The 21,173-nt window shown below is 27.6% G+C and carries 17 protein-coding genes; 1 reads left to right on the forward strand and 16 read right to left on the reverse strand.

Annotated features, from left to right (window positions below; all coding sequences use genetic code 11):
• The first annotated feature begins 33 nt into the window (after window positions 1–33).
• Window positions 34–849 (forward strand): MerR family transcriptional regulator, encoded by an 816-nt coding sequence (locus JNUCC81_RS16005; RefSeq protein ID WP_454094375.1) that lies wholly within the window; start codon window positions 34–36, stop codon window positions 847–849.
• Window positions 850–896: 47 nt separating this feature from the next.
• Here JNUCC81_RS16005 and JNUCC81_RS16010 read toward each other — a convergent pair whose 3' ends face one another.
• The 16 genes from JNUCC81_RS16010 to JNUCC81_RS16085 form a co-directional block, all read right to left on the reverse strand.
• Window positions 897–2,060 carry a class I SAM-dependent methyltransferase gene (locus tag JNUCC81_RS16010; RefSeq protein ID WP_454094376.1) on the reverse strand — a complete coding sequence of 388 codons (1,164 nt, stop codon included), beginning with the start codon at window positions 2,058–2,060 and terminating at the stop codon, window positions 897–899.
• A gap of 90 nt (window positions 2,061–2,150) precedes the next feature.
• The gene (locus JNUCC81_RS16015) at window positions 2,151–3,035 is read right to left on the reverse strand and encodes a DMT family transporter (RefSeq protein ID WP_454094377.1); all 885 of its coding nucleotides are present in this window, start codon (window positions 3,033–3,035) and stop codon (window positions 2,151–2,153) included.
• Window positions 3,036–3,233: 198 nt separating this feature from the next.
• Window positions 3,234–4,568 (reverse strand): amidohydrolase, encoded by a 1,335-nt coding sequence (locus JNUCC81_RS16020; protein WP_454094378.1) that lies wholly within the window; start codon window positions 4,566–4,568, stop codon window positions 3,234–3,236.
• 73 nt (window positions 4,569–4,641) lie between these two features.
• The gene (locus JNUCC81_RS16025) at window positions 4,642–6,354 is read right to left on the reverse strand and encodes an adenine deaminase C-terminal domain-containing protein (protein ID WP_454094379.1); all 1,713 of its coding nucleotides are present in this window, start codon (window positions 6,352–6,354) and stop codon (window positions 4,642–4,644) included.
• A gap of 18 nt (window positions 6,355–6,372) precedes the next feature.
• A complete protein-coding gene (locus tag JNUCC81_RS16030) occupies window positions 6,373–7,419 on the reverse strand; it encodes an ABC transporter substrate-binding protein (protein ID WP_454094380.1) in 1,047 nt (348 codons plus the stop codon).
• A gap of 17 nt (window positions 7,420–7,436) precedes the next feature.
• Entirely contained in the window at window positions 7,437–8,468 is a 1,032-nt protein-coding gene (locus JNUCC81_RS16035; RefSeq protein ID WP_454094381.1) for an ABC transporter ATP-binding protein, read from the reverse strand.
• 35 nt (window positions 8,469–8,503) lie between these two features.
• Complete coding sequence (locus JNUCC81_RS16040; RefSeq protein ID WP_208333708.1) at window positions 8,504–9,286, reverse strand: ABC transporter permease; 783 nt, start codon at window positions 9,284–9,286, stop codon at window positions 8,504–8,506.
• Window position 9,287: 1 nt separating this feature from the next.
• Window positions 9,288–10,118, reverse strand: a complete 831-nt coding sequence (locus JNUCC81_RS16045; protein WP_454094382.1) for an ABC transporter permease — start codon at window positions 10,116–10,118, stop codon at window positions 9,288–9,290.
• Window positions 10,119–10,412: 294 nt separating this feature from the next.
• Window positions 10,413–10,820, reverse strand: coding sequence for a PH domain-containing protein (locus tag JNUCC81_RS16050; RefSeq protein ID WP_208333710.1), 408 nt, complete (start codon window positions 10,818–10,820; stop codon window positions 10,413–10,415).
• 102 nt (window positions 10,821–10,922) lie between these two features.
• Window positions 10,923–13,019, reverse strand: a complete 2,097-nt coding sequence (locus tag JNUCC81_RS16055; protein WP_454094383.1) for an SNF2-related protein — start codon at window positions 13,017–13,019, stop codon at window positions 10,923–10,925.
• Between the two features lie 129 nt (window positions 13,020–13,148).
• Entirely contained in the window at window positions 13,149–14,666 is a 1,518-nt protein-coding gene (locus JNUCC81_RS16060; RefSeq protein ID WP_454094384.1) for an FAD-binding protein, read from the reverse strand.
• Between the two features lie 140 nt (window positions 14,667–14,806).
• The gene (locus JNUCC81_RS16065; RefSeq protein ID WP_454094385.1) at window positions 14,807–17,305 is read right to left on the reverse strand and encodes a heavy metal translocating P-type ATPase; all 2,499 of its coding nucleotides are present in this window, start codon (window positions 17,303–17,305) and stop codon (window positions 14,807–14,809) included.
• A gap of 207 nt (window positions 17,306–17,512) precedes the next feature.
• On the reverse strand, window positions 17,513–18,991 hold the full coding sequence (gene nagE / locus JNUCC81_RS16070; protein WP_454094386.1) for an N-acetylglucosamine-specific PTS transporter subunit IIBC: 1,479 nt from the start codon (window positions 18,989–18,991) through the stop codon (window positions 17,513–17,515).
• A gap of 64 nt (window positions 18,992–19,055) precedes the next feature.
• A complete protein-coding gene (locus tag JNUCC81_RS16075; protein ID WP_454094387.1) occupies window positions 19,056–19,553 on the reverse strand; it encodes a PTS sugar transporter subunit IIA in 498 nt (165 codons plus the stop codon).
• A gap of 28 nt (window positions 19,554–19,581) precedes the next feature.
• Window positions 19,582–20,424, reverse strand: coding sequence for a BglG family transcription antiterminator LicT (licT, locus tag JNUCC81_RS16080; RefSeq protein ID WP_454094388.1), 843 nt, complete (start codon window positions 20,422–20,424; stop codon window positions 19,582–19,584).
• Between the two features lie 277 nt (window positions 20,425–20,701).
• On the reverse strand, window positions 20,702–21,088 hold the full coding sequence (locus JNUCC81_RS16085; protein WP_454094389.1) for a hypothetical protein: 387 nt from the start codon (window positions 21,086–21,088) through the stop codon (window positions 20,702–20,704).
• Window positions 21,089–21,173: the final 85 nt, after the last annotated feature.

Genomic DNA, 21,173 nt, shown 5'->3' on the forward strand with positions numbered 1-21,173 from the left:
GGTAACACTATAGTCAATAGGAGATTTAAAAATATGAGAAAAAAATTAAGATATCTTTCAACAGGAGAATTTGCAAAGCTTTGTAACGTAAAAAAGCATACATTATTTCATTATGATGATATTGATCTTTTAAAACCTGAAGCTTTTGATGATAATGGATATAGACTATACTCCCATGAACAACTAACCTTATTTTACTTTATATCTATTATGAAAGACTTAGGAATGCCATTATCTAAAATAAAGTATCATCTAGACAATCGTACTCCTAAGCAAATAGAAGAAATCTTTGTAGATAAAATTAATGATATCGATAAAGAAATTAATAAGTTAAAAAACCTTCAACATACACTACAAAATAGAGTTGATAAAATTAGATTTGCTTCTAATATTGACTTTTCCACATTTAATATTGAATATCATAATGAAGAATACTATATTTTAGGTAGATCCCTAAAGGTTTCTACAGATGAGGATATGTATGAAATTATTAAAGATAATCTTAGTGAGTATGTTCACCACTATGATCTTAGTGATTCAATGTGCTTATTATTAGATATTGCTCATACAAGTAATGGATATAAACTAGAGCGTGAACATGCATTACAATTAGTAGATAAAAATACTCCTACTTCTAAAATGCATATTAAGAAAAAAGGTCTATATTTAGTTGGATACCATAAAGGATATTATGTAACAGTAGAATCTACCATTGATAAAATGTATGATTATATACAAAAAAATGATCTGAAAATAGGAAATCATTCTTATATAAAAGAAATTTTAAATGAATTAACTTCTGCAAATAAAGAAGGATATATACTAAAAATATCAATTGAATTAATATAGATAAAAAACCCTGTAACTAATTTTTTATAGATACAGGGTTTTATATATTAAATCAAATTATCTTCTTTTAACAAGTTAAATAATGTAGGATCAAAGTTAAACTGATCCATTAAAGTCTTAACTTCATTTAATGATTTTTCTTTTTTATCCTTAGATATATTTCCTTTTGAAGCTCTAATTAGTATGTTCTTAGGAGAATGTGCTATATCTATAAATTCTAAAAGCTGAGTTTTATATCCAGCGCTTTCTAATAAGTTAGCTCTAGCTGCGTCAGTCATAAGTGCTGCTACTCTTTCTTGAACTATTCCATATTTAGTTAATATATCTAAATATTTAGCTTTCATTTGATGATTAAACTCATGTTGGCAACAAGGAACAGAAAAAATCATTTTACTATTCCATTTTATCGCATTGTATAAAGCATAATCAGTCGCTGTATCACATGCATGTAACGTAATTACCATATCTACTTTATTATTATATTTAAACCCATTAACATCTCCGATTTCAAAATGTAGATTTTCATAATTATATCTTTTAGCTATATCATTACATTTTTTAATTACATCAGCTTTAAGGTCTAAACCTATCATTTTTACATTAATCTTTTTAATTTCTACAAAGTAATAATATAGTACAAATGTTAAGTAAGATTTTCCACATCCAAAATCCAGTATAGTAAGCTCTTTATAATCATTTTTTTTAATTTCATCATCAATAATTTCAACAAATCTATTTATTTGCTTGTACTTGTCATATTTAGAATTAACTACTTTACCTTCTTTAGTAAATACACCTAAATCTATAAGAGGTTGAATTATCATACCTTCTTTAAGAATATAATTTTTTTCTTTATTGTGTCCTTTATTTACAATGTTTTCATTATCACTTTTCTTTTTCCCTAAAAATACTTTACCTTTTTTAGATATTTTTAAGTCAAATGTACTATCATTTGACCAAGCAGCTAAGTTCTTGTAATTACCTGATAAGTACTTTTCAACCTTCTCTTTTAAATCATCTTTGTCAATATTTTCGTGAAATACTTGCTTATCTGTGTATTTTTCTATTTGATAATACTTTCCTTTATTATTTTCTTTTAATCCAAATGCTATTTTATTGTACTCAACATCTTTATTCATTTTGTTACTTATAACTATTTTAATTATATCTTGGCTAGTTATTTCATCAATTGCTTTTTTTAAATCGTCCATTTATTCACACCTTATCATTTATTTTAAGTTAATTTTTTACACATCAATATTATTATATATATTAAATTAATTCAAACGCTTTTTTAATACTTATTTACTATTTTCTATTTTATCTAATTTTTTATTATATAAAAATATATAAAATGCTGCAGAAAATACTATTAAATATCCTACTATACTTAGCATATCCGGTATTTGATTAAATAAAAATATACTTAAAATTGCAGAGAAAATTATATTACTATAATCAAATATAGATATTTCTTTAGCAGGTGCATATCTATATGCTAAAGTTATTCCAAATTGACCTAAGCTAGCAAATACTCCGGCTAAAATTAAATATGATAATTGAGCTAATGTCATTGGTTCGTATACATATATAAATGCTGGTAAAATTGTAATTAATGAAAACATTGAGAAGAAAAATACTATAGTATAAGGCTCTTCTTTATTTCCAATAGCCCTTAAGCAAGTATATGCAGATGCTGCAAATAAAGCTCCCATAACCCCTATAATATAAGGTATTACTTCTATACTAAATGTAGGTTTTATTATAAATAACGCTCCTATAAATGCTATTATAATTGATCCTATTTGTATTTTATTTATCTTTTCATTTAAAAATATTGCACAAAGTATCACTACAAGAAATGGACTAAGTTTATTTAACATATTTGCATCTGATAAAACTAATTTATCAATAGCATAAAAGTTAAGAATTACACCTAGAGTTCCAAAAGTCGATCTAAGAATTAAAAGTTTCCTATTTTCTTTCTTACCAGTTAAACTTCCTTTATGCTTCATTATTAAATATAGCGCTACTAATGCTGATACTAAATTTCTAAAAAATACTTTTTGAAAATTTGGTACATCACCAGCTAATTTTACGCATGCTGACATAAGAGCAAATCCTAATGCCGATGCTATTATACATATTATTCCTTTTGTTCTATTTGATTTAATTATTTCACTCATACTTTCAACCTCCTTTTACTTACTTTAATCCTTATGCAAGGATATATTTATCAATTTAAATATCCAATAATTTAGTATATCCTAAAATATGGATAGTTACAAATACATGATAGTTATTATAATTTATACACAAATTATACGGTTTATAATCCCTATAAAAATAGATATTGATTGAAATCAATATCTATTTTTAATAATTTAAAGTATTTTAGCAACATTATTTATTTTTTCTTTCAAATCTATGAGATTTTTTCTAATCTCTTTAAAGTCTGCGGTTACTAATTTCTTATTTTTTACCGCTACTTTTCCATCCACTATAACAGTATCCACATTAGAAGGATTAGCCGAATACACTATAGCAGCATAATAGTCGTATATAGGTTGCATATTAACAGAATTTGTTTCTATTAAAGTTAAGTCAGCTTTTTTTCCAACTTCAATTGAACCAACTGACTTATCAATTCCAAGAACTCTTGCCCCACCAATCGTTGCCATTTCTACCAATTCTACTGATGGCATTAGTGTTCTATCGTTATTAAATAATTTATGTACTTTTCCCACTTGAGACATTTGAGTTATTATATCTAATGTATTTCCACTCATCGGTCCATCAGTTCCTAATCCTACATCAATTCCTTTTTCTCTCATTTTTATAATAGGTGCTACTCCTTTTGCTCCCTTAGAATTCGCTCCTATATTATGAGATACTTTAACATTTCTTTCTTTTAATATTTGTATATCATTATCATCGACTAGAACAGTATGCGCTGATATAAAATTAGAATCTAAAATCCCTAATTTGTCCATATAAGCAACTGGTGTTAAATTGTATTTTTCTTTATACTCATTTAATTCATAATCCATTTCTGCTAAATGAGTAGTTAATGGAACATTGTATTCTTTACTTATATTGTATGCTTCTTTTAAAGATTCATCAGTATTTGTATACGGTGCATGAGGAGCTATCCCTGGAGTTATTAAATTATCATCTTTCCATTTTTCTATAAACCATTTTGAATACTCTAATCCTCCAAATGGCTCTTTGGCATTTGGTGAAGGAAAGTCTACTATAGTTTCACATAATATACCTCTCATATTCATTTCTTTAGCAGCTTTTGCCACTTCATCTTCAAAATAGTACATATCACAAAATGTTGTGACTCCTCCTAACAACATTTCAGCTATACCATATTTTGCTCCTATATAAGTTAGTTCCTTATCTACTAATTTTTGCTCTAGTGGAAACAAGTATCTTTTTAACCTATCTTTATAATCATCTGCTAAACTTCTAAAGGGAACCATTGAAATATGTGTATGACAATTTATCATACCCGGCATTAATATCCCTTCGTCTCCATCTATAATTTCAATATCATATTCATTTTTAAGTTCTTCTTCTATATTCTTATCTGAAACAGATATTATTTTATTATCTTTAAATGCTACTACTCCATTTTCTATAATATCTCTATTTTCATTCATTGTAAGTATAGTAATATTTTTTAATATAGTTACTTTATCTTTTGCTTTCATATTATCCTCCAAAGTATAAGTATATGAAATTAGACTATGTATATACATAGTCTAATTCTTATAGTTCTAACTATTACTTAAATAAAGAGATAATCTTATTTTTACCCACATCTATTAATCCTTTATCTGTGATTTTAAGCGCCGGGCTTACCGGTAATGATAACGTACTAAATGACATTATCTCATTCATATGATTATATCCTAAATCTTTCATAGCACTTCTTACTTTACCTAAATTTTCTCCTAGTATTTCAATAGGTTCATCACTAATTATTCCACCTATTGGTAGACTTAAATTAGCTAATATACTACCTTTATTAGCTACTGCATATCCTCCACCTAGTGAAATAACTTTATTTGCAGCTAATACCATATCATCTACATTATTTCCCATTACCATAAGGTTATGATGGTCATGAGCCCATGTAGTTGCAACTGCACCCTCTTTTAATATACTACCTTCTACTAATCCAAAGGATACATTATTATTTTTTCCATATCTTTCAAATACAGCTATTAATGCGCAATCATTATTTTCCCACTTAAGTATTTGATTATCTACTTTTAAAGTTTTTTCACATTCCTGTGTAAATGTTGTATTTTCAGACACCTTCATAGTTCTACATGTAACATTATCTAAATATTTATTAGGAACTTTTACTAATAAATCATCATTAGTAATTTTATCTAATTTTATGCTATTATAAAATTCTTTTTTTATAGTACTTTTATTTTTAAAATATTCTCTTTTTATCCCATTCGATTTACTGTATACTTGTTCTCCATTTTTATAAACTTCTTCTATTTTAAATTCTTCTAAATTACTAAGTAAAATAAAGTCTGCAATCTTTCCTGGAGCTATACTTCCTCTATCAAATAATCCCATTCTTCTAGCTGGAGTATACGTTGATACATATATGGCATTTTCTGGTGACATCCCCAAATTCATTGCTTCTATAACTAACTTATTAAGGTGTCCATCTAAAAGTTTATCTGCCATTACATCATCTGTTGCTAAGCAAAAATGCTCATATAAATTATTTTCTATTAAATAATTCATATTGTCTTTAGTCATAGATTTATGTTGAACTTCTATAAACATACCATTCCTAATTTTTTCTTCTAGAGATTTCACGCTTTGTTGAGTATGGTCTCCATTAACTCCACTACATAAATAAAGAGATAAATCTACACCTTCTATTTTGGGACAATGACCTTCTAAAGGCATATTTTTATTATTATATTTAACATAGTTTATTATATTATTAATTTTAGAAGTTTTATCATCTATTAAATCTTTAAAGTTCATTACTTCTCCTAAGCATAAAACTTTATCATAATTTAATAATTCTCTTACTTCCTTTACTCCTATTTGTCCCCCAGTAGTTTCTAGTTCTGACGATGTTGATGGAACTGAGCTTGGTATTCCATAAAATATGTCTACCTTTTCTTCTTCCTTTAAAAATTCTTTAATTCCTTCAACCCCAAAAATATTTGCAATTTCATGAGGGTCAGCTACAACTGTAGTGACCCCTTGTTTTATGACAGCCTTTGAAAATTCACTTGGAATCGTCATCGAGCTCTCTATATGCATGTGTATATCTACAAGTCCTGGAATCATGTACTTATTATTACCGTCTATAATATTATTAGATGTTAGTCTGTCGTCATAGTTTTCCCCTATATGAATAAACTTACCTTCATGTATTATAACATCACCTAATATAAACTGTTTAAAGTAACTATTATATACTTTTAAGTTTTTTATAATTAATTGTACTTCCATAGTCTCACCTATTTAACACTAGTTCATTATTCTGTTCCAAGTATTAATCCATTCATTCATTAATGTATTTACAAATTTAAAGTCTATTACTTTTGCATTTTCTAATACTTTTCCGTATGTTAAATTCTTAGCATCTTCTTCATTTAATTTAACTTCGCCATTAACTGGAGCTTCACTTAAAGCTTTAGCTGCTCTTTCTTGAACTTCTGGACTTAAAGCATAGTTTATAAATTCATAAGCTAAATCTTTATTCTTTGAATTTTTGTTAATATTTATTGTATTGAAGTTTAAGTAGGTTCCTGATTCAGGTATTACATTTTTAACTTCTGGCTTAGCTTTTGCTATTGTTTCAAATGCAAAATCTGAAGCTACTGCTGCTACTATTTCTCCGCTTGAGAACATATTAGCTAAATCTGATGATTTAGAGTAAGTTTTAACAACATTTGGCTTTAATTTTTCTAATTCTTTAAATGCAGCTTCACCTTTATCTTTAGTTATATCTACACCTGCTTTTTGAGCCGCTATACTTACTATCGCAGCACCATTAGTAGTTGTTATATCTGGTATAGCTATTTTTCCTTTTAACTCAGGCTTCCATAAATCTTCCCATGATTTTATGTCTATACCTGCTGATGGATCTACTACTATTCCTATACTATTTAATGTATAAGCTGGACCATATCCTCTTTCTACAGTAGCTTTAGCTTTTTCATTTATACTTTTAGAATTTGGTATTTTTGAATAGTCTATTTTTTCAAATATTCCTGCTTCTATTCCTTGCTCAGCAAATGATTCTGCTAAATAAGTTATATCTATATTTGAATTTGGATTATTTTTCATTTTAGTTAATCTTTCAGAGTTATTTCCAACTTCTAAAACTACTTCTACTCCATGTTCTTTAGCAAATGGCTCAAATACTTCTTTCTTTAATACATCTTCATTTAATCCCCAAGTGGAAACTATAAGTTTTTTGTTTGATGCAGATTCTTCTGATTTTCCACATCCAACTAAAGCTGTCGCTGAAATCACACCTGTTAATAATAATGTTAAAATTTTCTTGTTCATAGTTTTTCTCCTTTATCCTATAATATAACTATTTTATTTGATGGTAATTGAAGTCTTACTTTATTTCCTTTTTCATATATAACACTATTTTCACTATTTACAATTATACTACCCATAGATGTTTTAACATCATATTGATAAGCCTTACCTAAAAAGGTTCTTATTTCTATAGTGCCCTCTATCATGTTTTCTAATTCTTCATCAACTATTTTTATATCATCTGGTCTTATAGTTGCTTTTACTTGTGTTTTATACTTATCTCTATCAACCTTAAATTTAACTCCACTTTCATTAACATAAGTGTTATCTGAAGTTTTCTTTAAATCAATAAAGTTTTCAAACCCTACGAATCTTGCAACGAATTCAGTAGCTGGATTTGAGTAAATATTTTCAGGAGTATCAAATTGTTCTATAACTCCTTTATTAAGTACTGCTACTCTATCTGATATTGAAAAACATTCCTCTTGATCATGTGTAACAAATAATGTTGTTATCCCAAGTTTTTGTTGAAGTTTTCTTATTTCAACTCTCATTTTAAGTCTTAACTTAGCATCAAGGTTACTTAATGGTTCGTCTAAAAGTAATAAGCTCGGTTCTATAACTAAAGCTCTTGCTATAGCAACCCTTTGTCTTTGACCACCTGATAGTTCTTTAGGATATCTTTTTGCTAAATGAGACATATCTACAGTTTCTAAAATCTCAGCAACCTTTACTTTTATCTCATCCTTTGGTACCTTTTTCATGTTTAATCCAAAAGCAACATTTTCTTCAACCGTTAAGTGTGGGAATAATGCATAACTTTGGAATACTAGTCCGAAGTTTCTTTCGTGAACTGGTATATTTGTATAATCTTTATCTCCTAATAAAAACTTCCCTGCTGTTGGCTCTATAAACCCTGCAACAACTCTTAGTGTTGTAGTTTTTCCACATCCACTTGGACCAAGAAGAGATACTAGTTCCCCCTTTTTAACATTTAGGTTTAAGTTTTCTAATATATTATTTTTTTTATCATATGAAACATTTATATGTTGTAATTTTATTAAATCCATTTTACTAATCCTCCAAGTCTTTATTAGTTATAACTTTATCCTGCAAAGTTGTTAAGACCTAATGTCTTTTCTAAGATGTACATAATTCCAATAGTTAATATCATTAGTATTACTGATAATGCTGATACTGTTGGATCATAGTTATATTCAACATAGTTCATCATTGTTATAGGTAATGTAGACACACCTGGACCAGTTAAAAACATTGATACTGGAACATTATTAAATGAATTTATAAAAGCTAACATAAATGCTGCCATTACTCCTGATGTTATGTTTGGTAATACTACCTTAAAGAAAGTTTGTGATTTTTTACATCCTAAACTCATGGCTGCTTCTTCTATCGAATAATCAAATACTTCTAAACTAGAGCCTACAACTCTTATAATGTATGGTATTATTACTAATGTATGTCCAATAAATAAACTCATATTTACTGAAAGATTTAACTTTACTAGTAAGAATTGGAATAATGAAAACCCAACTACTATACCTGGTATTATAAGCGGTGAGAAGAAGAAACTTTTAATAGCTGCTTTGCCCTTAAAATCATATCTACTTAACCCATAAGCTGCTGGCATACCTATAACTAATGCAGCTAATGTAGCTATACCTGATATCGTTAAGCTTGTTATCATAGAGCTAACAAAAGCTTCTGATTTAAATACAGTTGTAAACCATTGTAAACTAAATCCTTTCGGAGGAAATGCTATATAATTTTCCGTTCCTATACTTGTCATAGCAATTATAGCTAATGGTGCAAATAAGAATATATATACTAATACAACAAATGCCGTTAAAAATTTACTCTTTTTCATCTTAAGAAACACCTCTCTTATCTAATCTTGATGCTAGGAAGTTGATTCCTTTTATAACTATTAATGTAACTATAATCATTATAGTTGCTACTACTGCAGCTCCTTGCCAATCTCCTAATGTCATAGTCTTTTGATATATTAATGTAGCTAAAACTGTATTTTTATTTCCACCTAATAATTGAGGTGTTGTATATGCAGTTAAAGAACCTGTAAAGACTAGTACAGTTCCAACTATTAATCCTGGTAAACTTAATGGGAATATAACTTTGAAAAATGCTTTTAATCTGTTAGCTCCTAAGCTTTCAGCTGCTTCTAATAAATCATTTTCAACATTTTCCATAACTCCAACAAGAGATATTATCATTAGTGGTAAGAATATGTATACAGTACCTATTATAATAGCTCCTTCAGTATATAAAAGCGATAATGGCTCTGTTATTAAATTAAGCTTAATAAGTAAGCTATTGATAACTCCATTTTTTCCTAAGATACTCATCCATGCAAACGAACGAACAACAGAATTCGTTAAGATTGGAAATACTGTCAATGCAATAAATAACCCTCTTAACTTTTTAGATGTTCTTGATATGAAATATGCTACTGGCACCCCTACAAACATACATATTATTGACGATAATAATGATATTTTTATAGTTCTAATAAATATGCTCATCATATATTCATCTTTAAAAAATGACGTATACGCACTAAACATACCACCTGCCGTATTAGTAAATGTAGGTAATATAGTTCCAATTAAGGGCACTATCATAAAATATGCTACTAATACTACACATGGTATAAATAATATATAATAACCTTTCTTTTTCATAATGTGTAAACTCCCTCTCTAGATAATTTATTAAAAAAACGAATATTTTTGTCGAAATTTAATTTTATATTTACATTTTACTCACATTATCGAACATTGTCAATATTATAAATTTTATATTTCGCTCTTTTATAAACTTTAATTATAAATTTTGTTTATTTATTCATTCAAAATCTAACTAATCCTAACCTTATTATGGACAATAAATTCAAACATACTCTATATTTATTAAAGTTTGATAATTAATTTAAGGTATAAAAAAAGATTGCAATATTAATTGCAATCTCTTTTATCTTATTTACAAAGATAATATTCTTTTACAAGTCTTACTATTTGCTTGGCTTCTTCTGTTTGAGCTTTAGGTACTTTAAATGATATAGGAGCATTGTATGATGTATTTTGAGTAACCACTGTATTTCCATCAACACCTATTTTTATATCAACATCTAAATCCATTGTTGATGCTGTTTCAAAAGAGATACTCTTAATGTTCTTCTTAGGGAAGAACTTTACTTCTACTTTTTTCCCACTTAATCCTTGAACATCTACTCTATAAAGCCCATGATTAGTAAGTATTATAGAATCTCTTATAAATGTAAATCCAATGATAACCTCTTCATCATCTAGTAAATATTCTCTTATCTTATCCTCACATTGATTGTCTACTGATCCATAACCTGCTATCTTATTAAAAAATGACATAGTCTAAAAACTCCTTTAAATCATTATTTGTTACAATAATTATATCATTTCATTAATTATTTTGTATATTATAGAATTATTGGTAAATACAAAGTTTATTTTTTACATAAATAAATCTATCACCTCATCTTTAGATAAATTTTTAAGTATATTACTATTATCTAAATTACCATCTATAATATCTTCAATAAGCTCCTTTTTATTTTCTTGTAAGCCAATTACTCTTTCTTCAACAGTATCTTTAGCAATAAGCTTTATAACGTTAACCACATTTCTTTGTCCTATTCTATGGGCTCTATCACTTGCTTGGTCTTCAACAGCAGGATTCCACCAAGGGTCAAAGTGAATAACCATACTTGCACTAGTTAAATTAAGGCCTGTTCCTCCAGCTTTTAGAGATATTAAAAATACTTTTTTATCTTCTTTATTATTAAATTCATCAACTAATTTAATTCTATCTTCTGCACTAGTTTTTCCATCTAGATAGCTATATGAAACTTCTTCTTTACCTAACCTTTGTTCTATTATACTTAGTACTTTTGTAAACTGAGAGAATACTAGTATCTTTTTATCCCCTGAATCATTTATTATATCTACTAATATATCTATTTTAGAATTTTTACCAATATAATTTTTAACCATTAACTCTGGCGCTAAGCATAACTGTCTTATTTTAGTTAAGTAAGAAAATACAGTTATATTATTTTGATTATCTTCTTTTATCTTCTCTTTTATAAGTTTTATATATCCATTATAAGATTTTCTATGGTCTTTATCTAATTGTACAAAGAATTTTTGCTCTATTTTATCTGGAAGTTCTGATATAACTTCTTTTTTAGTTCTTCTAAGCATAAATGGTTTTATAAGTTTTTTAAGTTCACTTGTACTTTTATCGTTATTTACAAATATACTTTTAAATTTCTCTTTATGATATAAATAACCTGGCATTATAAAATCAAATATTGACCATAACTCTAATAAATTATTTTCTATTGGTGTACCTGTTAATGCAAATCTAACTTTGGAATTTATACTTTTTATAGTTTTCGTAATAATAGAATCTGGATTTTTTATGTTCTGAGCTTCATCTATAATACAGTAATCAAAACTTATATTTTCATATTTATCTAAATCATTTCTAAATGTTGTGTAAGTAGTTAATATAACATCATAATTATCAATATTATTTACTATCTTATCTCTTTCTAATTTATTTCCATGTACTACTCCTATTTTCAAATCTGGAGCAAATTTATCAAACTCATTTTTCCAGTTATATATAAGAGCTGTCGGTGTTATTACTATACTTTTTTTATTTACTTGAGATAGTAAAAATGCTATTGCTTGAATAGTTTTACCAAGCCCCATCTCATCCGCTAATATACATCCAAATTCATAGTTTGATAATGTTGTAAAAAATTCAAATCCTCTAACTTGATAGTCTCTAAGTTTAGCATTTAAATTTTTAGGTACTCTACATTCTATTTTTGAGTTCTTTTTAAACTTTTTAATTACATTACTTACGTACTGTCTTCCATCTATAAAGTCTATATTTTCTTCTTCTATGAAATTATCTAAATATAAAGCTTTATTATTAGGTATTTTCATATTTTCAAAATCATTATATATCCCTAATACATCTATTAATTTAAGGGCTTTTACTAAATTTTCATCTTCTAAATCTAAGTAATCTCCATTTGAAAGTCTATGTAACTTTTTATTTTCTTTAAAAGAATTAAATATTCTTCTATAATTTATTTTATCAACTCCATCAATATTTAAATTTATACCCATATGACCATTTCTTGACTGAGTTATATTTACTATTACTTGAGGATTTATTGTTATTCCTTCATTATAAGATTCTTGCATTTTTACATTTTTTAGATTATTAACACCATTAAGAGCTATTGCAACCATATGTGGACATATTTGAGCCTTATGATCTTTTGATATTGATCCACTACAATCACAACTTATATTTGATACGACTCTAGTCTTTAAATTAATACTTATCATAGCAGTATAATTTTGTCTATGATATTCATCTATAATAGTTGCATAAAATATAACATTATCTCCTTCTATTTTTGAATAATCGTTAATAATTTTATTTCTTTTATACATAGTAAATCCACTGTTGAATTTTGTTCTATCTGTATTAAATTTTAATATGTCTTCTATTATATTTAAGTCCACGTTATAACCCTTCTTCCTATTTTAATTTATCTATCTAATATTATTTTTTAATTACTCTATTTTTAATAACTTCTATTATACATTATAACTATAAAAAAGATGTTAGTATTTCTACTAACATCTTAACTATTAATCAATTCTACAATGGCATCCAATAGATTTATCTTGTTTAATCATAGCATCTAAAAGTATAAGTGAAAAATTTATATAACTATCAAGCATAGATTTATCACTTATTGAAAGTTTAATATTAGAGATACTTACTTTTAATCTATTAATCTTATTTTTAGCATTTTTAATACTCTTTTCACTTCTTAATATAGAAACTTCGGTATATAACACTTCTCTAATTTCAGATATAGCATTTTTAAATTTATTATAATCATCTAAATTATATTCTGCACTATAATTACTATTTATATTAAAATCTTCAAAATTATTTGATCTACAATATTCACTGGCACTTCTTCCTGCTATAGCACCAAAAACTAATGCATTACAAGTAGATAATCCACCGATTCTATCGGCACCATGAACTCCACCAGTTACCTCTCCACATGCAAATATCCCATCTACCGTAGTACAAGCTTTTTCATCTATTTTAAGTCCACCATTACAAGCATGAGCAAATGGTACTATATGTATTTTATCATTGATATCTTTTTTCGATTCATTAATCCACTTAAAATAATTGTATATTAAAGTATCATTTATACTATCTATATTTTTTGGATACTCAAAGCAAGCACTATTATTATCTTTTTGATAATATTTAAATAATGTTTTATCAACTATACTTGATCTAAGACGTGTGGTAAATGGACCATACGTTGACCTTTCATTCATTATAGTCTCTATATCATCTATATTTTCTAAAATGTCATTTCCATCTTTATCCTTAAGATTTATATATTTGAAAACTCTTTCATTAAAAATAGTTTTATACATAGGTTTTATATACGCTGGTATAAATTGAACAAATTCTAGATTAATAAGTTCACATCCTATTTTATTAGCCAAGTACTGAACTATAGGAGAATCAAGCTCAAGAGAAAAGTTATGTTTAAATAAAGAAGTATAGCCTCCAGATGCTATTACTATTGATTTTGATTTTATTAAATCTATTGATTTATCCTTATTTTCTATTAAAACTCCCTTAGAGCTCTTTCCTTTATTATAAATATCAATAACTTTAGTTTTTGATAGTAATGTAAAGCTTTCATTATCTAACATATTACTAAATACTTCTTTTGCACTTTTGAAATCAAAACCAAACCATCTTCTTTTATTAGAATCAAAACATGGAACAACTCCATCTTTATCCACAGATTCTTTTAAATTTATCCCTTGTTCGATTAGTAAATCGATTTCATTATTCACACTATCCACCAAAATAGAGCTTAATTGTGGATTGGATAAGTTACATCCAACTCTATTTATATTTTCTAATAAGTCCTTCTTATCTTTTTCATCTTTAGGTCCAATCATTCCAAGTCCCCAAGTCCCAGGGTAAAAACTAGCTCCAGAACAAAATTCTTTCGAAGTTACCATACATACTTTTAAATTATTTTTTAAAAGTTCTTGTGAACAACGTATTCCACCAAGTCCTGAACCTATAACTATTACATCAAATACTGTGCTATTCATATAAAATTTCTCCTTATATTAAAATTTAGTGATTAATTAAATTTCTACAAAAAACTCTATATTCCTTTATAAAAATACATAAAAAAGACTATGAATATAAATTTATATCCACAGTCTTTTTATGCTTTATTTTTAATCTATTACTTATATGCTTTAAATCCTTTAAGTCTAAGTGCATTACTAATTACAGATACTGAACTTAAGCTCATAGCTGCTGCTGCAAACATTGGATTTAATAACGGACCACCAAACATGTATAGTACACCTGCTGCTATTGGTATTCCTACTGTGTTGTATGCAAATGCCCAGAATAAGTTTTGTTTAATATTTTTTATAGTTTCTTTACTTAACTTTATAGCTGTTGGAACATCCATTAAGTCACTTCTCATTAAAACTATATCAGCAGATTCCATAGCTACATCTGTTCCACTTCCTATTGCTATACCTATATTCGCCTCAGCTAAAGCTGGAGCATCATTTATTCCATCCCCTACCATAGCAACAAACTTTCCTTGTTCTTGAAGTTTTTTAACCTCATTTGATTTATCTTGTGGTAAAACTTCTGCAAGTACTATATCTATACCAACTTCTTTTGCTATTGCATCAGCAGTCTTTTTATTATCTCCTGTTACCATAGCTACTTTTATTCCCATACTATGAAGTTTTTCTATAGCTCTTTTACTGCTTTCTTTAACTACATCTGCTACTGCTATTATTCCTGATAGCTCATTTTCCATAGCTATATACATAGGTGTTTTACCTTGTGTAGCTAATTCATCTGATTTATCTTTTAAATCTCCTAGACTTATATTTCTATCATCCATAAGCTTTTTATTTCCAAGTAAAACATTTTTATTATCTATAGTTACTTCTATACCATATCCTGGTATAGCTTTGAATTTTTCTACCTTCATAAATTCAATATTTTTTTCTTCACCAAATCTTACTATGGCTTCTCCTAGTGGATGTTCTGAACCTTTTTCAGCGCTTGATGCTATGCATAATAAATAATCTTCATTTACACCATTACTTACTACTATATCTGTGACTTGAGGTTTTCCTTCTGTTATCGTTCCAGTTTTATCAAATATTATCGTATCTATCTTATGAGCTAACTCTAGAGCTTCTCCACCTTTTATTAATATTCCATTTTCTGCACCTTTACCTGTACCTACCATGATTGCTGTAGGAGTTGCAAGACCTAGGGCACATGGGCAAGCTATTACAAGTACTGATATAAATATTGTAAGAACAAATTCTAAGTCCTTACTTCCAACTACAAACCAAAGTAGTGCTGATAATAAAGATATAGCTATAACTGTTGGTACAAAATACCCTGATACAGTATCTGCTAATTTTGCTATTGGCGCTTTTTTACCTTGTGCATCTTCAACTAATTTTATAATTTGAGATAGTACAGTATCTGCACCTATTTTTTCTGTTTTAAATTTTATGATACCATTTTTATTAATACTTGCTCCTGTAACTTTATCTCCTATATTCTTTTCTACAGGTATACTTTCTCCTGTAAGCATCGACTCATCTACAGAAGTGTGACCTTCTATTACTATACCATCTACAGGTATCTTACTACCTGGCTTAACTACTATTATATCTCCAACTTCAACTTCTTCTATTGGTATTTCTATTTCTTTTCCATCTTTTATAACTATTGCCGTTTTAGGCTGAAGACCCATAAGTTTCTTTATAGCCTCACTTGTTTTACCTTTTGATTTTGATTCTAAATATTTACCAAGTAATATAAGTGCTATTATTATACCTGCACTCTCATAGTACAATTGATGATGTCCATGACCTGCTACCATATCTGTAGTAGCCATTTGAATTGTTGTATATACACTGTATAAAAATGCTGCTAGTGTTCCTATTGCTACTAATGAATCCATATTTGGACTTTTGTTAATTAATGCTTTAAATCCATTTGTATAGAACTTATTTCCAGCTACCATTACTGGTATTACTAATACTAATTGAATTAAAGCATAGTTTAATGGATTTGCCATTGGATCTATAATATTTGGCACTGGCCATGGTCCAAATGGTTTTGATATCATAGGTCCCATTGCTATATAAAATAGCGGTATAGAAAATCCTACTGCAACTAAGAACTTTGTAAATAGTATTTTCATTTCTTTTTCTTTTCTCAACTTATCTTCATCTACATTTGAATCTTTAGTTGTGCTCTTTTCTAATACTTTATATCCTGCTTTTTCTATAGTATTTCTTATTTGAGTTAATTTTAATTTAGATGTATCATAGTTTATAGTAGCTTTTTCTGTAGCTACATTTACATTAATATTTTCTACCCCATCTAACTTTTTAACTGCTCTTTCTATTGCTTTTGCACAAGACGCACAAGTCATTCCACCTATCTTGAAATCTATCTTATTATAACTAACATCTTCTATCAAATTGTACCCTGCTTTTTTTACCGCTTTTTCTAAATCTTCAAATTTAACTTTACTATTATCATATTCTATTTGAATTTTTTCTGTAGCCATATTTACACTTTGATCAACTACTCCATCAACTTTTTTTACAGCTCTTTCTGCAGCCTTACCACAAGCTGAGCATGTCATTCCAGTTACTTTAAAACTTCTTTTTACTGTATTACTCATTTTGTATCTCCTTTCATATTTTTATAGATGCTATATATCTATAAACCGAATTATATATATATTTCAGCCGCTTTAATTTATATTTTCAATACCCCCTACGGGTATCTTATAGCTATAGTATAGCTCATTTTTTTTATTTGTCAATAATATTTTCAAAAATAAAAAAAGATATTGTGAGTCCACAATATCTTTTTTACTTAAACCTTATTATATATTTGAGTTATACAATTTTTCAAGTTCATCAGCTACAAACTGTACTTGTGTTCCTACAATAATTTGTATACTATTTTTACCTGGTCTAATTATACCTGATATACCTGATGATTTAATAACTTTTTCGTTTACTAATGATTGATCTTTTATTTCTAAACGAAGTCTAGTTATGCAGTTATCAATAGATATTACATTTTCTTTTCCGCCAAGACCTCTTAATATAATTTCTGCTTTTTCAGTAAAGCTATTATTTGAAAATCTAGGGTTATTGTTTAAAACATTTGAAGTATTGTCTACTTCGACCTCATCTTCTTCTCTACCTGGTGTATGTAAATTAAATTTAACTATAGCAAAACGGAATACTACATAGTAAATTAAAGCAAATGCTAAACCTATTGGTATTAACATCCATGGGTTTTCAGCCATTGGAGCTTTAAAACTTAAAAACCAGTCTACAAATCCTGCACTAAAATTAAATCCTGATCTTACTGGTAATAATGCACAAACTACTCCTGATATACCTGTTAAAACTGCATGTATAAAGTATAATCCTGGCGCTAAGAACATAAATGCAAATTCTAAAGGTTCTGTAACACCTGAGAAAAATGAAGATATACCTGCTGCTAATAATAATCCATATACAGCTTTTTTCTTCTTATCTTTTGCAGTATGATACATTGCAAGTGCCCCTGCTGGTAGTCCAAACATCATTACTGGGAAGAAACCTGTAAGATACATTCCTGTAACACCTTTAGTTCCTACTGCTCCTGCTGTTCCCCAGAATTTAGCTATATCATTTATTCCAGCTACATCAAACCAGAATACTGAATTAAGCGCATGATGAAGACCTGTTGGTATTAATAATCTATTAAAGAACATATAGATACCAGAACCTACTGCTCCAGTAGAAAGTATAGACTCTCCAAATGCTACTAATGCATTATAAACTACTGGCCATACAAAGAATAACACTAATGCTGCTAAAGCTGATGCACCTGCAGTCACGATTGCAACTGATCGTTTTCCACTAAAGAATGATAATGCGTCTGGTAACTTAGTCTTTTTAAATTTATTGTAGCAACTAGCTCCTATTAAACCTGATATAATACCTGTAAACTGAGTTTGTATTTTAGTAAATGCTACTGCTACTTCTTCAACTGGTATACCTTTGAAGAATGCTACTGATTCTGGTGCTAATAATGTTGTAATAATTAACCATGAAACAAGACCTGCAAGACCAGATGTTCCATCATTGTCATCAGACATTCCAACTCCAACACCTATAGCAAATAAAATTGCCATGTTATCAATTAATGCACTACCTGCTTTTATTAAAAAAGCTGCTAATACACTATTTGCTCCCCAACCTGTTGGGTCAATCCAGTAACCAATACCCATAAAGATACTTGCAACTGGTAGACATGCAACTGGAAGCATTAATGACTTACCTAGTCTTTGTAAATATTTCATCATAATAAATATACCCCCCTCATAATTTTTATTTAAAGGATTTCATCCTTAAAATACATTGTTATATTTATTTGATAACTTCAATAACTTTATCCAGTTCTTTTACTTTTCCTATTTTACTTTCTAATACATTGCTAAATTCAGCTGTATTACAAACTACAACTGGAGTAGTTATATCATATCCAGCTTCTTTAATTTTATCTATATTGAACTCAACTAATAAATCCCCAGCTTCTACTTTATCTCCTACATCTACATGAGATTTGAAATGCTCTCCTTTTAAATTGACAGTTTCAAGACCTACATGTATCAAAATTTCTACACCATCTTCACTTACTAAAGATAATGCGTGTTTTGTTTTAAACATAATAGTTACTTCTCCATCTACTGGAGCTACGACTCTACCATTACTTGGCTTTATTGCAATACCCTTACCTAGTATCTCTTCTGAGAAAGTAGGGTCATTAACTTCTTTTATAGAAACTACTTCACCTTCTATAGGTGATCCAATTAATATGCCATTATCTTCTTTTTTTCCTAGTTTTTCTTTTAATTTCTTAAACATTGTATTCCTCCAAATATATATTCTACTTCTAAAGTTCATGTGTAAGCATAGATACTCTTTTAATATGTACCGTTAAATATGCTAACTCTTCCCCAGAAACATTTTTCTTATATTTATCTTTTATATAATTTTTTATTTTTAAACTACATTCATATTCTTTAGGGTATCTACTGATAATTATGTCTGTAAATACATCATCATTTTCTTTTAATAATTCATCTGCAAATATTCTTTGAGATAGAAATTTTAAATGAGTGATAAACCTTGAATAATGCAAACTTTCCTCATCTAGTTCTATTTTATAAAAATCTTTAACAATTTTTAAAATATCACTTATTAATGTAGTAATTTTAAGGGCATCTTTCATATCTGTGTTGTACTCTGCATTTACAATATGAAGGGCAATATTTGCTGCCTCATCTTCAGTCATACTTATTCCCAACCTTTTCTTAATCAATCTAACAGCATATTCACCTATTAAGAATTCACTTTTATAAAATTGTTTTACCTCCCATAATAGTGGATTTGAAAACTGCATTCCATTTTCAAATCTCTGTACTGCAAAATTAATATGATCAGTTAATGTAATATATATATTTTGGTTCAATCTTTTACCTAAAGTACGTCTTGTATAACTAATAATCTCGTGAGATACCTTAAAGTGTTCCAAAGGTAATTTTTCAATAAGTTGCTTAAACTTATCAATAGTAGATTGACTATCCATTGTAAAGATCTTTTCTACCTTACGCTTATCAATTTCTTCCCCTTCTACTGCTTTAAAACCAATTCCCTTACCCATAATAACAACTTCTTTGTTATTTGCATTGTAAGCACAAACAACATTATTATTAATCACTTTTGTAATTTTCATAAATATTTTCATGCCCCCTCTTTTAAAATTCAAACAAAAATGACCAAACCTTATAAAACATTATAAAAACTATAATGTTTTATAAAATTTGGTCTTGCCTGCATAATCAGTAACACGCCAAATGCGTTATATCCAGTTATTATTTAATATAAATATAGCTTTTCAATAAAAGTTTGTCAATATTTTTAATTAATATTATTACTAAATTTCAATAAAATAAAATATTTTATAAAGTTAAAATCCAAACTAGTTAGTTTTCTAAATTATTTTTATCTTTTTATAGTGTTTTATTTAAAATAATCACTTCTCTAATATCATTACATTCAATTTCAAGTTCATATAATTCATTTTTATAAACTTCTCTAAAACTTACTCTTTTTTCTATAAATGGATTTTTATTATTAAAAAAATCAAACCTTGCTGCTGCTATAATATCTTTACCTTTATATAAATTATAAGAATAATATATACCTTCTTCATTGTTTAAAATTGAGCTTTTAGGGTCTATTTTTAAAGTGGATTGCTTATTTTCTATTGTTAGTGTTATATCCCAATTTTCACTATACCCAACAAGTTCAACCATCCTATTTTTATTCATTGTAAATACACAAACTATTGATATAGAAATTATGGTTATTAATATATGTATTATTTTATTATTCAACTTTATATCTCCCAAGCTATTTAAATTTATTTTAGTTGTGATATGTTTTCAAAGATAAATATAAAATCCTCTCTTAATATCACTA

This window comes from Faecalimicrobium sp. JNUCC 81 (genome assembly GCF_053667625.1).